Origin of the sequence: Nocardiopsis sp. NPDC101807, from assembly GCF_044766605.1 — a bacterium.
Taxonomy (GTDB): domain Bacteria; phylum Actinomycetota; class Actinomycetes; order Streptosporangiales; family Streptosporangiaceae; genus Nocardiopsis; species Nocardiopsis tropica.
Genome location: NZ_JBIWMK010000001.1, coordinates 1160455 through 1175119 on the forward strand (window position 1 = coordinate 1160455; position 14665 = coordinate 1175119).

Consider the following 14665-nt stretch of genomic DNA (forward strand, 5'->3'; position numbering starts at 1 on the left):
GGCGCCGGAAAGCACGGGGGGCCAGTGAAGATCGCTTATCTGATCAACGACATGTACGGCATCGGCGGCACCGTCCGTACCGTCGCCAACCAGGCGGCGGCGCTGTCGGCGCGGCACGAGGTCGAGATCGTCTCGGTGTTCCGGCACCGCGCCGAGCCCGCCCTGCCCGTGCCGTCCGGGGTGCGCCTGCGGCCCCTCGTCGACGTGCGCAAGGACCGGCGGGGGCCCGGCGCCGGGGCGGAGGGGCGCCCCCTGTACGAGGGGTCCGAGCGGGCCGGGCTCCCCCCTGAGCTGTTCCCCCGGGAGGACACGCGGGGGTCCACGCACAGCCGGCTCACGGACGACCGGCTGGAGGAGTACCTGGCGACCACGGACGCCGACGTGGTCGTGGGGACCCGGCCCGGTCTGAACGTGGTGATCGCCCGCGCCGCCCCGAGCCGGGTGGTGAAGGTGGGACAGGAGCACCTGACCTACGACCAGCACTCCGAACCGCTGCGCCGGGTGATGGAGGCCGAGTACCCCCGCCTGGACGCCTTCGTGACGGTGACCGAGGCCGACGCGCGCACCTACGCGGAGCGCATGCCGATGCCGGGGGTCCGGGTGCTGTCCATCCCGAACTCGGTGCCCGCCCCTCCGTTCACCACCAACGGCCACAACACGCGGACGATCGTGGCCGCCGGGCGGCTGGCGCCCAGCAAGCGGCACGACCTGCTGGTGGAGGCGTTCTCCATGGTGGGCGACGAGTTCCCCGAGTGGACACTGCGCATCTACGGGCGCGGCGACAAGCGTGCGTCGCTGGTCCGCCTGGTGCGTTCGCTGGGCCTCCAGGACCGTGTGTGGCTGATGGGGCCGCATCCGCGGGTGGAGGAGGCGTGGGCCCAGGGGGCGTTCGCCGCGGTCACCTCCAGCGAGGAGCCGTTCGGGATGACCATCGTGGAGGCCATGCGGTCGGGACTGCCCGTGGTGAGCACCGACTGCCCGCACGGGCCGGCGTCGATCATCCGCGACCGCGAGGACGGGCTGCTGGTGCCCAACCGGTCGGCCCAGGGCATCGCCGAGGGGTTGTCCACGCTGATGGCCGACGACGGCCTCCGCCGCCGGATGTCCTCGGCCGCCCTCGTGGGTTCCGAGCGGTTCGACCCGTCCAACGTCGTGCGCCTGCACGAGGAGCTGTTCTCCGAGCTGGCCGGACGGCCGCTGCGGACGCCGGCGCCCGCGGCGCCCGTGCCCCGGCCCGAGCCGCCGGCGGCGTGCCGGGTGCGTGCGGGGGGCGACGGCACGGCCGTGCTCTCGTTCACGGACCCTCCCGACGAGGTGGTGCTGGTGCGCCCGGGGCAGCGGGTCCCGCTGGCCCCCGACCCCGGTGGCGAGGTGGTGGTGGACGCCGAGCGGGACCGCCTGGCGGCGCGCACGTGGGAGGTGTGCCGGGTCGACGGGGGCCGGGTGAGCCCCGTCGAGGACGTCGAGATCCACCAGCACGGCTACCCGTTGGCCGCCGACGGCGTCGACCGGCTCGCCCTGGTGCTTCCCACCCGTTCCGGCAAGGGCCGCCTGGTACTGCACGTGCGCCGCTCCGCCCACCACGCGGAGGTCGAGCGCGTGGAGGCCGCCGACGGGCTGATCACCGTGCGGGGGCGGGTCCTGGGCCGGGGCGGGCCGGACGCCCGGGCCAGACTCGCCGTGCGGCTCCGGGAGGCGCCGCGGGCGCCGCGGGAGTTCTCGGCCCCGGTGGCCGCCGACGGCCTCTTCACCGCGGTGATCGACCCGGAGACGGTCGTGCGCGGTCAGGAGGGGACGTCGCGGAAGTGGGAGATGCGGCTGGTCCTGTCCGACGGCGCCGAGTGCACCCTGGGCCGTCACCTGTCCGGGGTGGTCGGCTACAAGAAGATCATCGAGTACCCGGCGCAGCGGGTGGAGTCCCCGCGCGGGGGCGGGGTGCGGGTGCGGCCCTACTACACGGTCAACGACCGCCTGGGGCTGCTGACGTCCCCGTCCGCGCCGTCCCTGGGGGTCGGCGAGGTGCGGGTGCGTCCGACGGGGCTCCACGGAAGGCGTCTGCGGTTCGAGGCGCATCTGGACGGCCCGCTGCCGGAGGGCGCGGAGTACGCGGTGGAGGTGGTGCGCGGCACCGACACGGGCCGGCGCTTCCCCCTGTACGCCGAGGGTCCGCGGAGTCGGCCGGGGACGGCCCCCGCCCCCGGGGGCGGTCGCCTCGTGGGGAGCCTGCCGCTGCTCCGGGGCGGCGAGTACGGCGGAGCGTCCGCTCTACGGGCCACGTGGCAGCTGCGGCTCCTGGCGGGGCCCTCGGACGCGATGGGCCGTGTGAGGGCCGAGGAGGTCCCCGGACACACGGCGCGCCGCTGGAACCACGGCCCTTACCTGCGTTCGGTGACCGTGATGCCGGTGGGCTCGGGCGACCTCAGGGTCACCGTCGCCGACGTGCACCTGTGGGGCTCGGTCAGACGGCGTCTGCGCTGACGCGCGGCGGCCGGCCGCGGCCGGAAACGGAGCACGGCGGGGGCGGGGGGGGCCCCCCCGGGGGCCCCCCCGGCCCCCCGGGGCCACCCGCCCCGCGGCCGCGGGCGAGCGCGGGGGGCGGCGCCGGGGGGGGGGGGCCCGGGCGGGGGGGGGGGGGGGGGGGGGCGGGGGGGGGGGGCCCCCCCGGGCGCGGGGGGGGGGGGGGGGCCCCGGGGGGGGGCCCCCCCCCCCCCGCCGCGGCTACTCCTGCCCGTCGGCGCGGAGAAGGCGCTGGGCGGCGCTCAGGTGGTCCAGGAGCCAGTCGGGGAGGTGGTCGGCGCTGCGGGGGAAGTACCGCATGTCCTGGTGGTAGCTGCGGGGGTCGGGTTCCACGTCGAACTCCGGCGGGTTCTGGTGGTCGAAGTGGATCCCGATCTCCCGCGACTCCTGGATCGTGATGCGGGCGGTGAACCACGTCCCCTTGCCCGGCTGGTACATGCCCGTCCTCAGGCGGCCGAGCAGGCGGCCGGCCTCCGGCAGGAGGAGGTCCCACTCCGTCCCGCCGTCCGGTGTGCGCACGCTGACCCTGGCCGAGGAGACGCCGACGAGCCCCTTGTAGTCGACGACGATCTCGCTCCACTCGCCCCACACGGACTCGATCGTGCGGTCGACGATCTCCTGGACGGTGTCCATCATCTCCTCGGGCGACATGTCGCCCGGGGCGATCCTGGTCTCCCGCGTGACGCGCGCGCTCCGGAACACGCTCCAGGGCGACGAGGCCTCCGACGTGTCGGGGACCCGCTCCCCCTCGAGTCTCTCCATGAGCCAGTCGGGGAGGTGCTCGTCGTCGCGGGGGAAGTACTCCAGGTCGAGCATGTAGTCGGCGGCGCCCCGGGGCTCGTCGAACCAGGGCTCGTTGTCGTAGTCGTACCGGACCCGGTAGCGGCCGGTCCGGTCGTACTCGAAGTAGGCCGTGTACCAGGTGCCCTTCCCGTGCGTGTACATGCCGGTGCGGACCTCCCGCAGGACCTCCAGGGCGGAGAGCGGCGGGAGCCACCCGGAGCTCCGGCCCCCGTCGAACATGACCTCGAAGTGGGCGGACTCGGCGTCGGCGAGTCCCGCGTACACGAGCCGGAACTTGACCCAGTCCTCGGGGGCCGTCCGCAGCAGGTCCGCTCCCAGACCGCGGAGGGATTCGTCCTGTTCGACGGGCGTCATCGCTTTTCGGGCGCTCATGTTCTCGCCTTCTAGTTGCCCCGTATGTGGCACATGGAGTTCTTGGGTGGCTTGCCGCGAGGATGGGGAAAGTTTCCCGTATACGGCTTCCGGACGGTGTACATCCTTCCGGGTGGAATCCGATTCTGGCCGAACACACGACAAAAACCCGCGTGCGAGTCCGGCGCGGCCCCCGCATGCCTTCCGGACCCACCCCTCGGAACGGCGGGACGTTCGGCCCGCGTTTCCTTTCCTACCAGGCCAAGCGCCGCGAAACGGGCCAACAGGCGGGTGTGGACGAACTCCCGCGCCGATGGCCAGGTGTGGTCACGCCTCCACCGCCCAGGGCGACATCACAAGGACGAAAACCCCCTCCGGCGTCGTGTGAAACGCGGCTCCGTCCACAGGCGACTACCGATCATGGACGAGCCCGGATAAGCTGCGCCCGGCAGGGCACCTGTCCGGATGCGCCCGCACGCACGCCTCGCGCGACGCGCTCCCGGCCCCTCGAACACCCGCCCCCGCTCCCCGCCCACACGGGGAAGGCCCCCACCCACGGAAAACACATGGGACTGCGACGGACCCTCCTCCCCTCCTCCCCCGCCCGGAAGAGGCCACGGCCCCTCCTGGGCCGCGACGACGACGGGCAGGCCAACACCCTCCTCCTCTTCGGCCTCACCCTGGCCCTGCTGGCCCTGACCCTGCTGTTCGTCAGGGTCGGCGCCGCCAACGACACGCGCTCCAGGGTCCAGACGGCCGCCGACGCCGCCGCGCTGGCCGCCGTGGGCGCCCTGCAGGACGAGGCCGCCCAGGAGATGGTCGAGGGCGGCATCCCGTACCCGTGGTTCGACGAGGAGGTCGCCGAGGGGCGCGCCGAGGAGTACGCGCGGGCCAACGGGGCGGTCCTGACCGACATCCGCGCCAGCGACAACAGCCTCGGGCGGTACGGCAACATCGTGCGGGTCGAGGTGCGCGGCGCCGTCTGCCAGAGGGAGCTTGAGGAGGACGGGTCCCGGCACTGGAACGACGTGGTGTGCGACGGGAGCGAGGACGAGACCGACACCGTGGTCGGCAACGCCTCGGCCATCGCGATCGTCCGGGTCCCCCACGACTGCGGCGTGGACGGCGGCGTCATGGACTGCGGCGGCGGGCCGGTCACCGACGTCGAGTCGGCCAAGCGCCTGGTCGCCGTGCACCTGGTGGACCAGGAGGGCCGGTACAGGTTCGACCCGGACTCGTACTTCGGGGGTGGCGCGGTGGTGAACTGCTCCTCGCTGGGCTCCCTCCACCCCGCGATGTGCGCCGTGCACAACCGCCTCCAGGAGGAGTTCGGCGGTTTCTACATCTCCGCGGGCGGGCGGCGCACGGAGCCCGGGAGCGACCACCACACCGGCCAGGCGGTCGACTACATGATGGTGTCGGACCTGGGCGCGGTGCCGACCCCGCAGATGCACCAGACCGCTGTGACGGTGATCAACTGGATCATCCCGCGGGCCAGGGAGCTGCGCGTCAAGGGCATCATCTACGACCACCACATCTGGAACGCGAACCGGGACCCGGTGGGGCCCTGGGAGAGCGTGCGCCGCTTCCACCAGGACACCGGGAACAACACCCAGGACCACGTCGACCACATCCACCTGGCCGCGGGCGAGGGGAACATGCAGTAGGGCCGTTCCTCCGCCCGCCGGCCGCGCCGGGGCGGCCGTCCACAGGCGCGAACTCCCCCTTGTCCCCCCTCCGGCCGCGGTCCAGCCTGGAGGTATGACACTCCGTGGGTCCGCCCTTCCCGACCGCTCCCTCCTCCTCCGCACACTCGCCCCCGTCCTCGACACGGTGTCCGCCACGGCGGTCGCAGCCGACGTCACCGCCGCCTACGTGTGGGGCGTGGACCTGTACCCGCGCGGCGCCCGGCCCACCCGCACCCGGCTGCACGTGTCGGTACCGCCGGGGGTGAGCACCGCCGGGGCCCCGGTCGTCGCCCACAGGGAGGTCCTGCCGCCCGCCGACACCACCGTGGTGGAGGGCGTCCGGATCACCACCCCGGCGAGGACCGCCGCCGACGTCGCCGCACGCGCCCCCTCGGTCTTCGTGGCCACGGCCCGACTCGACGGGTTCCTCTCACGGGGTCTGGTCACCGGCGACGAGATGGCCCGCTCGGCCCTCGCGCCCCGGACGCGCCAGCGGCTGCGGCGGCTCCGCTCCGCGCTGTCCTACTCCAGCGCCCTGAGCCAGTCCCCCGCCGAGTCGTGGGCACGGGTACTGCTCCTGGAGGCGGGGCTGCCGCCTCCCGTCCCCCAGCGCCCGGTCGCCACCGCGGAGGGCCTGTTCCACGCCGACCTCGGATGGCCCTCCCTGGGGGTGGCGCTGGAGTACGACAGCCTGGAGTTCCACTCCTCGCGGGAGTCCCTGGCCCGCGACCGCGCGCGCTACGCGGCGATGCGGGCCGAGGGCTGGGAGGTGGTCTCCGTCGGTGCGCACGACCTCCAGCGGCGCCCCGACCGCCTGGTGCGGCGCCTCCTACACACGCTCGTCCGCCGGGGCTGGTCGTGTCCCCCGCACCGTCTGCGCCACGTCCGCCGGAAGATCCGCGCCTACGCGGCACGGCCGCCCCTGTTGGCGGCTCCCCCGGAGCCCTGAGGCCCGGGTGGCCCTCCCGAGGGCGGCGCCCGGCGCCCGCGCACCGGACCCCTCCCCGGGGGCCGCCCGCGGTGCCTCCAACACCGTCCCCGACCGGAGAGAGGAGACCCGACGTGGACCGGGGCAACGCCGTGATCGAGTACACGGCACTGCTGGTCGCGGTGGCCGCCGTGGCGGCTCTCGTCGTCCAGGCGCCGGTTCGGGGGCTGCCCGGGGAGGTCCTCGACGCCGTGCACGCCGCCCTGGGCCGGGCCCCGGAGGCTCGGCCCGGGGACGCGCCCCCTCCGGGCGGCCGCTCCGGCGGAGAGCCCGGTGCGAGCGGGAGCGGCCGCCACGGGCTCCCCGCGGACGGCGGAACGCTCGGGCCGGACCATAACGACGAGGCCACAATCGGCCACGAACGCCCACCGGACGGTGACTGGACGCTGGATCCTGTGGCCGCGGCCGAAGCCGTCCTGCGCTGCTCGCGGGGCACGATCGTTCCCGGCCCCGTGGCTCGCGTCGACTGTGCCCTGGCGCTCCTGGGACTGCTGGAATCGGAGGTACTCGAAGCGACCGTTCTCCGTCTGGAAGCCGATGAGCTGCACGAACTCTTCTCCAGCCGTTCCTTCACCGCGACCGGCGCGGCCCGGGTCGCGGTCCGGGCGCTGTGGGAGCACGCGTCGGAGGAGGCCCTGCGGAGGCTGTCACGGACCCGCACCTTCGGCTTCCTGGAGCCGGCTCTGGAGGCGCCGCACCTGGACTGGGTGCTCCGGTTCGCCGATGCGGGAGGCGATGACGCGCATGCGACCATCGAACAGAACACTGCGTCACCGCGTCGTACCCCCCGCAGACACAACCCGACGACGCCAGCTGACGAAGATGCGCCGCCGTCCCCCTCCGTGCCCTGGCGGGCGCGTTCCGATTCGCAGAAACGAGGCCCAGGCCGTGTCGATGCCGTCGATACCGCGCACCTCCGACTCCGAGGACCCGCCGTCGGAGGGGGGAGAGCGCCCCAACTGGCTGGTGTCCGTGCTCGTGGTCGTGGTCTGCCTCGCCGTGATCGCCAGCGGCTGGGGGGTGGCCCGGCTCACGCTGGGCTCCCCCCTGAAGCCCCTGGAGGTCGCGGACGGCCCCGAGTCCCGGCCGCCCCGGACGGGCGCCCCCTCCTCGGAGGCCGACCCGGAGGACGCCGAGTCCTACGTCGCGGTGGCCGCGGGCCTGGTGGAGGACGCGGCCGCCTTCCACATCACCTTCACCGTCGACGACGGGAGCACCGCACCGGAGGGCTCGCAGGCCTCGGAGGACCGGGAGGACCCGGAAGGCGGTGAGGGGACCGAGGCGCCCCTCCCGGAGCGGAGGGCGCCCCGGGTCCTGCCCGCCTCGGGGGGTTCCGCCGAGGACGCCCGCCGTCCCGCCGACCGTCCCGCCTCCGGGGCGGTCCCCGAGGCGCCCAGGTACCCGAACGTGGCCTCCGGCCACGGACGCGTCATGTACGACGCCACGGCCGAGCCGGAGTTCGACCACTTCTTCACCACGACGGAGGGGCAGAGCGTCTACCGCTACGACGTGGGCGACGGGCAGCTCATGATGACGGCGGACCGGGGGCTGAAGCTCCTGGATCCGCCGAGCGAGGCCGACGGCTACCTCTGTTCGCGGGGCTTCGGCTCGGCCAAGCTGCACGAGATCCTCGCCACGTCCTCCGACCTGGCCCTGGTCGGTCTGGAGGAGGTGGACCTGCGGCGGCCCGGCCAGCGCAGCACCCACAGCGCCTACCTCTACACCGGGACCTTCTCCGCCAAGGTGGGCGGCTACGACAAGGACAGCGGGATCAACACCCTCACCCTCGTGCCGGACGCCGAGTTCGAGCTGTGGATCGACGAGCAGGGGTATCCGCGCAGACTCGACTACCGGGCCCCCGGCGGTTTCGCGGAGAGCTACGAGTACCACTCGTTCAGCTGAGCCCCGGGGGCGGGCGCCCGTCCGGGCCCGGTACCGCCCCGCCCCGGGCCCGGCGCCGGCCGCCCCTCGGCTACGGGGTGTCCGCGCCCGCTCCCTCCGACACCACGTCGGGGACCGTCGCGGTGTCGTCGAGCTCGTAGGCGTAGGGCGGGTCGGGGACGGCGCCGCGCAGGTCGGGCTGGGCCGAGTCGACCAACAGGTTGTCGCGGGTGACGACGTTGCCCGGCTCCTCGTCCTCGGGCGCCACCGAGACCGGGGTGCCGTCGAAGTAGTTGCCCTCGACGAGCACGTTGGCGTCGTGGGTGGACCGCACACCGTACTCGGTGTTGGCCCGGTAGTAGTTGTTGAACACGTGCACGTGCTCGGCGGACCGGGCGCTCGGGTGCCGGCCGGAGGTCCCGTCGAAGTAGTTGTGGTGCACGGTCACGCGGAGGGCGCCGGGCTCGTCGTCCTCGCCCCCGATGCTGATCGCGGACTCCGCGTCCCGGAAGTGGTTCCAGGACAGGGTGACGTTGTCGGCGCCCCCGGTGACGGTGACCAGGGCGGCGCCGCCGCCGCTCCCGGTGAGGGTGGAGCCGTCCACCCACACGTGGTGCGCCCCTCCGCGGACCGCCACCGCGGTCCCGTCCGACTCCAGCGCCAGGTTGGCGAGGACGACGTTGCTGGAGCCGTCGACGACCAGCCTCCCGCCGGTGAGCTCGGCGCCGTCCCCCACGCCCACGAGCGTCTTGTCGGAGCCGACCTCGACGGCTCCGTCCAGGTCGATGCGTCCGCTGACCTCGATGGTGAGCGGTTCCTCGTCGGACAGGTGGTCGGAGAGCTCGTCCGCGTCGGACGCGGTGACGGTCTCGCCACCCGCTCCGCCGGCGACGCCGGGGTGGTCCTCGCCGTCGCGTTCCAGGGGCTCGCCGGCCCAGCCCACCGGTGTGCCGAACGGGTCCTCCTCCCCGGGTTCCTCCGAGGGCGGGGGGCTCGACTCGTCGGCCTCCTCCGTCTGCGGTTCGACGGCCGCGCCGACGGGGGGTTCGACGGCGTCCCGGGGTTCCTCCTCCTGGCGTGTACAGGAGACGAGTGCCGCGCAGAGCAGCACCGCCGCGGCCGCGGCGGGGATGGGGTGAGGTCTCATCGAGAGCTTTCCAGCGAGCGGGGTACGGGGGGCGGGGGGTTGCACCCCCGACCCTGCCACAGCGGGGGTCGCAGACCCAACCCAGGGCCCGGTTCCCCTTGTGCGCGAGGCTTCCCGCCCGGCCCGCCCCGTGTGCGCGGCACCCGGGCGCCGCCGCGGCAGGCGCCGGGGGACTCTCCGGGAGCGGGCGCGGGGCCCGTTCCGAGGGCCGGTGGCGGAACGGAGGCCGCAGGCGGCCGGGCACGGCGAAGGGCGCCGGCCCCCTGTCGGGGACCGGCGCCCGGGTGTCCTTCGGCGCTCGGAGCGGCGACCGCTCAGACCGCCGTGGGCGACGCCGTCGCGGAGGCTACTCGGCGAGCCAGCCGATGTCCTCGTAGACGTAGTTGCCGGCGACGCCGTAGGCGCCCCAGTTGCGCAGGTTCTCGTCCATGGCGTACAGGCCGGGCCGCTCGAACAGCGGGATGGTGAGGACCTCCTCCCAGATGGCGGCGTCGATCTGGTTGGCGATCTCGGCGTAGCGGTCCGGGTCGGTCTCCTGGGCCAGCTCGGAGAACAGGTCGTTGATCTCCTGGGTGGAGTGGAAGCTGGTGTTGTTGCCCCAGTCCTCCCCGGCCTCGTCGTACGGGCCGCTGTAGTTGCCCTCGGAGTCGGTGGGGTAGGGGTTGGAGCCGGTCAGGACGAAGCTGGCCATCTCGTAGTTGCCGGGGACGACGTAGTCCGAGAACAGGGCGTTGCCCGGGACGTTCTGGACGTCCACCTCGACGCCGATCTCGGCGAGCATCTCGCGGGCGATGTCGCCCTCGTCCTGCGCCAGCTGCATGTCCTCGGAGGCCACCCAGCCCAGGGTGAGGGTCTCGCCCTCCTCGTTGGTGCGGAACTCCGCGCCCTCCTCCAGTGTCCAGCCGGCCTCGTCGAGCAGCGCCGCCGCGGCCTCGGGGTCGTAGGTGCCGACCGGGTCGCTGTTGTCCTGGTAGCCGTTCTGGCTGGAGCGGAGCAGGCGGTTGACCTCGCCGGTGATGGGCCATTCCACGGCGCCCAGGGCCACCTCGGCCATGGTGTCGCGGTTGACGGCCATGGAGATGGCCTGGCGGACGTTCTTGTCCTGGAGCATCTCGCTTCCGGCGTTCAGCGAGATGAACCGGTGGGCGTTGTCGACGGCGCGGGTGAAGTAGGTGCCCTCGCGGTCCTTCAGGAGCTCCCACGCCGCGGCGTCGTAGCCGAGGTAGAAGGCGTCGATCTCACCGTTGTTGAACGCGGTCGCCTGGCCGTCGATCGCCACGTTGGTGAAGATGATCTCGTCCAGCATGGCGGGGTCGCCCCACCAGTCCTCGTTCTTCGTCACCGTGATGCGCTGGGTGACGTCGTCGAACTCGGGGTCCGCGAACGGGCCGGCCGTGACGGGGATCTCGCCGTCGTAGCCCTCCAGGAAGAGCTCCTCGTCCTCCATGTACTCCTTGGGGTACACGATGTCGAAGAGGGCGGGCCAGTCGGCGTAGGGCTGGGAGAACTCCAGGGTGAACGAGTACTCGTCCTCGCCCTGGACGACGTCCTCGATCCACCTGTAGCCGGTGTCGGAGCCGATCTCGAACTCGCCGTCGCGCTCGCCCTTGCGGGTGATGACCTGGGCCTCGTAGTCCTCCCAGGTGATGGGCTCGCCGTTGGACCAGACCGCGTCGGGGTTGAGGGTGTAGGAGACCTCCAGGCCGTCGTCGCTGACCCCGTACTCGAGGACGTAGTCCTCGTTGGGGGCGAAGCCGCCCTGGTCGTCGAACCGGGTCGGGGTCGGCATGAGGGAGCCCAGGACACGGCGGACGTCGCCCTTGTTGCCCTGGACGTGCACCATGTTGTGCTGTTCTTCGTACTCGCTGAGGGCCCACACGAAGGTGCCGCCCTCCTGCAGGTCCTCGCGCGGAGCGGCGTTGAGGTCGGACGCGGGCAGCGCGGCGACCTCCTCCTGCGCGGCGTCCGTGTCGTTTCCGTCATCGCTGCCGCAGGCGCTGGCGACCATCACCAGGGCGGCGACGGGGGCGAGATAGCGCGCCTTCCCGATTCGCATGGGGATTCCTCCTATGGGGGTGGTTCTGCCGGCGCGCGGGGCGGCGCCGGCCGTGCCTCGAAGGGCCGGGGGGTCAGACGACCTGGCGCCGTTCCGCGTAGTGGCAGGCGGCGCCCTGGTCTCCTCCGTTGGTGGCGAGGATCTGCGGTTCGACGTTCACGCACGTGTCCTTCTCCGTGTCGGAGAGGGTGATGAACTTCTGGCACCTGGTCCGGAACCTGCAACCCGAGGGCGGGTTGGCGGGGCTGGGCAGGTCTCCGTCGAGGACGATGTGGGTGCGGGCCCGCTCCTTCTCCGGGTCGGGGATCGGGATGGCGGACAGCAGCGCCTGGGTGTAGGGGTGCGCGGGCCTGGAGTAGACGGACCGGGTGTCGCCGATCTCCACGATCCGGCCGAGGTACATGACGGCCACGCGGTCGGCGATGTGCCGCACCACGGACAGGTCGTGCGCCACGAACAGGTAGGAGAGTCCCAGCCTGGCCTGGAGCTCCTCCAGGAGGTTGACGACGCCGGCCTGGATGGACACGTCGAGCGCGGACACGGGCTCGTCGAGGACCAGCAGCTTGGGCTCCAGCGCGAGGGCACGGGCGATGCCGATGCGCTGGCGCTGGCCGCCGGAGAACTCCGAGGGGAAGCGGGTGGCGTGCTCGGTGTTGAGGCCGACCAGCTGGATGAGCTCGTAGACGCGCCGGGTGACCTCGGCCGTGCCGGTCCGGTGGGCCCGCAGGGGCTCGGCGATGATGTCGAACACCGGCATGCGGGGGTCCAGGGAGCTCATGGGGTCCTGGAAGACGATCTGCATGTCGCGGCGCAGCGCGAACCGCCCGCTCTTGCCGAGCGTGGTCACGTCCTTGCCCATGACGGAGACGGAGCCGCCCTGGGGCTTCTCCAGGTCCATGATCTGCATGAGGGTGGTGGACTTGCCGCAGCCGGACTCGCCGACGAGGGCGAGGGTCTCCCCCTCGCGGATGTCGAAGTCGATGCCGTCCACCGCGTAGACCGTGCCGACGCGCCGCTTGAACACCATGCCCTTGTTGAGCGCGTGGTGCTTGACCAGGCCCTCGACCCGCAGCATCTCGGGCCGGTCCTCGCGGGGGACGTCGGCGGCCGGGACCTCGGGGATCTCGGGGACGGGGTAGATGTCCTGGGCGGTCCAGTCCCGGTCGGCGATCTCGCCGGAGCGGATGCACGCCACCCGCTGCACGCCGGTGTCGTGGACCCCGGTTCTGTCGGGCGAGGCCCCGCCGTCGGCGTGGGCGGTCCGGATGGTCTCCGCGCTCGGCTGGGAGCCGATGGCGAGCAGTTCGGGCTCGGCGGCCTCGCACTCGGGCTGGGCGATGGGGCAGCGCGGCGCGAAGGGGCAGCCGGGCGGCAGGGCGGACAGCGACGGCGGGGTGCCCTTGATGGGGACGAGGGCGCCCTGGTGGTCCAGGTCCATGCGGGGGACGGCGCCGAGCAGGCCCATGGTGTAGGGCATGCGGCTGTTGTAGTAGATCTCGTCGACGGTGCCGATCTCGACGGGGCGGCCCGCGTACATGACCAGGACGCGGTCGACGAAGCCCGCGACCACCCCCAGGTCGTGGGTGATCATGACGATGGCCGCGCCGGTCTCGTTCTGCGCGGTGCGGAGCAGGTCGAGGATCTGGGCCTGGATGGTGACGTCGAGCGCGGTGGTGGGCTCGTCGCAGATGATGACGTCGGGGTTGTTGGCCATGGCCATGGCGATCATGACCCGCTGGCGCATGCCGCCGGAGAACTCGTGCGGGAAGGACCGGTAGCGCTGGGCCGCGTTGGGGATGCCGACGAGGTCGAGGAGTTCGACGGCACGCTCGTGCGCCCTGGCCTTGGGGGTCTTCGGGTCGTGGACCAGGACGGCCTCGGCCAGCTGGTCGCCGACGGTGTAGACGGGGGTGAGGCCGGAGAGCGGGTCCTGGAAGACCATGGAGATGACCTTGCCGCGTTTGGCGGCCATCGCCCGGTCGTCCAGTCCGAGGATCTCCTCCCCGTGCAGCAGGACCGAGCCGGTGACCTTCGCGTGCTCGGGCAGCAGGCCCATGGCGGCCATCGAGGAGACGGACTTGCCGGAGCCGGACTCGCCGACGATGCCCAGGACCTCGCCTCGGCCGACGGCGTAGCTGACGCCGCGGACGGCGTGCACGTCGGGGTTGCCGTCGAACCCCGGGAAGGTGACGGTGAGGTCGGTGACCTCCAGGACCGGGCTGTCCGCGGTCCGCCCGTCGCGGGCGACGTCGGTGGCGGCGACCGTTTCGGTGCTCATGTGTTGCTGTCCCCCTAGGAGCGGCGCGACTTGGACTGCGGGTCGAGGGCGTCGCGCAGCCCGTCCCCGATCATGTTCACCGCGAGCACGAGGACCACCAGCAGGAGCGTGGGGAACATGAACATCCACCACGCCGTGGTCGCGAACCGCGAGCCGTCGGCGATGACCACGCCGAGGCTGATGTCCGGCGCCTGCACGCCCAGGCCGAAGTAGCTCAGTGCGGTCTCGCCGATGATCGCCGTGCTCACGGCGATCGTGGCGTCCGCGATGAGCAGGGACGACATGTTGGGCAGGATGTGCCGCAGGATGATCTTGTGCGGGGGGACGCCCATGTACCGGGCGGCGTGGATGTACTCGCGTTCGCGCAGGGAGATGGTCAGTCCGCGCACCATCTTGGAGGTGACCATCCAGCTGAACGCGGCCAGCAGGATGACGAGGACCAGCCAGCCGCCGTTGCCGACGAAGTGCCTGGACAGGATCGCCAGGACGACGAAGCTGGGCAGGACCAGGGCCAGGTCGGCGATCCACATGAGGCCGCGGTCGGTGACTCCCCCGAAGTACCCGGCGAAGGAGCCGACCAGGGCGGCGATCGCCGTCGAGAGCACGGCGACGAGGAGGCCGATGAGCAGCGACCTCTGCAGGCCCGCGGTGCTCTGGGTGAGGACGTCCTGGCCGGTGCGGTTGGTGCCCATCCAGTGCTCGGGCGAGGGCGGGTCGATGAGGGCGGTGTAGTCGCGCTCCCCCACGTCCCAGCCGGTCAGGAGGGGACCGATGAAGGCGACGGCCAGCAGGAGGGCGAGCAGGCCGAGCCCGATGACGACGCGCCGCGTCCCCAGGAGCTGGCGCCCGATGTCCCTCAGGCGGTTGGGCGCCGGGGGCACGGCCGGTGCCGGTGCGGGCTCCGTGCTCGTTTCGGTCGTACTCATGGCGTGGTCTCCAGGCGGGCTGCCGCGGT

9 protein-coding genes are annotated in these 14665 nt (G+C 72.9%); 4 read left to right on the top strand and 5 right to left on the bottom strand.

All coding sequences use genetic code 11. The annotated features are described in order from the left end of the window. Positions 1-24 precede the first annotated feature (24 nt). The gene (locus ACIRPH_RS04975; RefSeq protein WP_402909301.1) at positions 25-2478 is read left to right on the top strand and encodes a glycosyltransferase family 4 protein; all 2454 of its coding nucleotides are present in this window, start codon (positions 25-27) and stop codon (positions 2476-2478) included. Between the two features lie 240 nt (positions 2479-2718). Here ACIRPH_RS04975 and ACIRPH_RS04980 read toward each other — a convergent pair whose 3' ends face one another. After that, complete coding sequence (locus tag ACIRPH_RS04980) at positions 2719-3693, bottom strand: hypothetical protein (RefSeq protein WP_402909303.1); 975 nt, start codon at positions 3691-3693, stop codon at positions 2719-2721. A 545-nt stretch (positions 3694-4238) separates the two neighbouring features. On the opposite strand from ACIRPH_RS04980, the gene ACIRPH_RS04985 reads away from it, so the two are divergent. The 3 genes from ACIRPH_RS04985 to ACIRPH_RS04995 all read left to right on the top strand — a co-directional run bounded on the left by ACIRPH_RS04985 (position 4239) and on the right by ACIRPH_RS04995 (position 8250). After that, a complete protein-coding gene (locus tag ACIRPH_RS04985) occupies positions 4239-5339 on the top strand; it encodes a pilus assembly protein TadG-related protein (protein WP_402909306.1) in 1101 nt (366 codons plus the stop codon). 94 nt (positions 5340-5433) lie between these two features. Continuing rightward, complete coding sequence (locus ACIRPH_RS04990) at positions 5434-6309, top strand: endonuclease domain-containing protein (protein WP_402909309.1); 876 nt, start codon at positions 5434-5436, stop codon at positions 6307-6309. A 933-nt stretch (positions 6310-7242) separates the two neighbouring features. Beyond that, positions 7243-8250, top strand: a complete 1008-nt coding sequence (locus ACIRPH_RS04995) for a hypothetical protein (protein ID WP_402909312.1) — start codon at positions 7243-7245, stop codon at positions 8248-8250. A 70-nt stretch (positions 8251-8320) separates the two neighbouring features. On the opposite strand, the gene ACIRPH_RS05000 is transcribed toward ACIRPH_RS04995, so the two are convergent. The 4 genes from ACIRPH_RS05000 to ACIRPH_RS05015 form a co-directional block, all read right to left on the bottom strand. Continuing rightward, positions 8321-9376 (bottom strand): polysaccharide lyase family 1 protein, encoded by a 1056-nt coding sequence (locus ACIRPH_RS05000; RefSeq protein WP_402909314.1) that lies wholly within the window; start codon positions 9374-9376, stop codon positions 8321-8323. 346 nt (positions 9377-9722) lie between these two features. Next, positions 9723-11432, bottom strand: coding sequence for an ABC transporter family substrate-binding protein (locus tag ACIRPH_RS05005; protein WP_402909317.1), 1710 nt, complete (start codon positions 11430-11432; stop codon positions 9723-9725). A 73-nt stretch (positions 11433-11505) separates the two neighbouring features. Beyond that, the gene (locus ACIRPH_RS05010) at positions 11506-13710 is read right to left on the bottom strand and encodes a dipeptide ABC transporter ATP-binding protein (protein ID WP_402909320.1); all 2205 of its coding nucleotides are present in this window, start codon (positions 13708-13710) and stop codon (positions 11506-11508) included. A 14-nt stretch (positions 13711-13724) separates the two neighbouring features. Continuing rightward, positions 13725-14636 carry an ABC transporter permease gene (locus ACIRPH_RS05015; protein WP_402909322.1) on the bottom strand — a complete coding sequence of 304 codons (912 nt, stop codon included), beginning with the start codon at positions 14634-14636 and terminating at the stop codon, positions 13725-13727. Positions 14637-14665 lie beyond the last annotated feature (29 nt).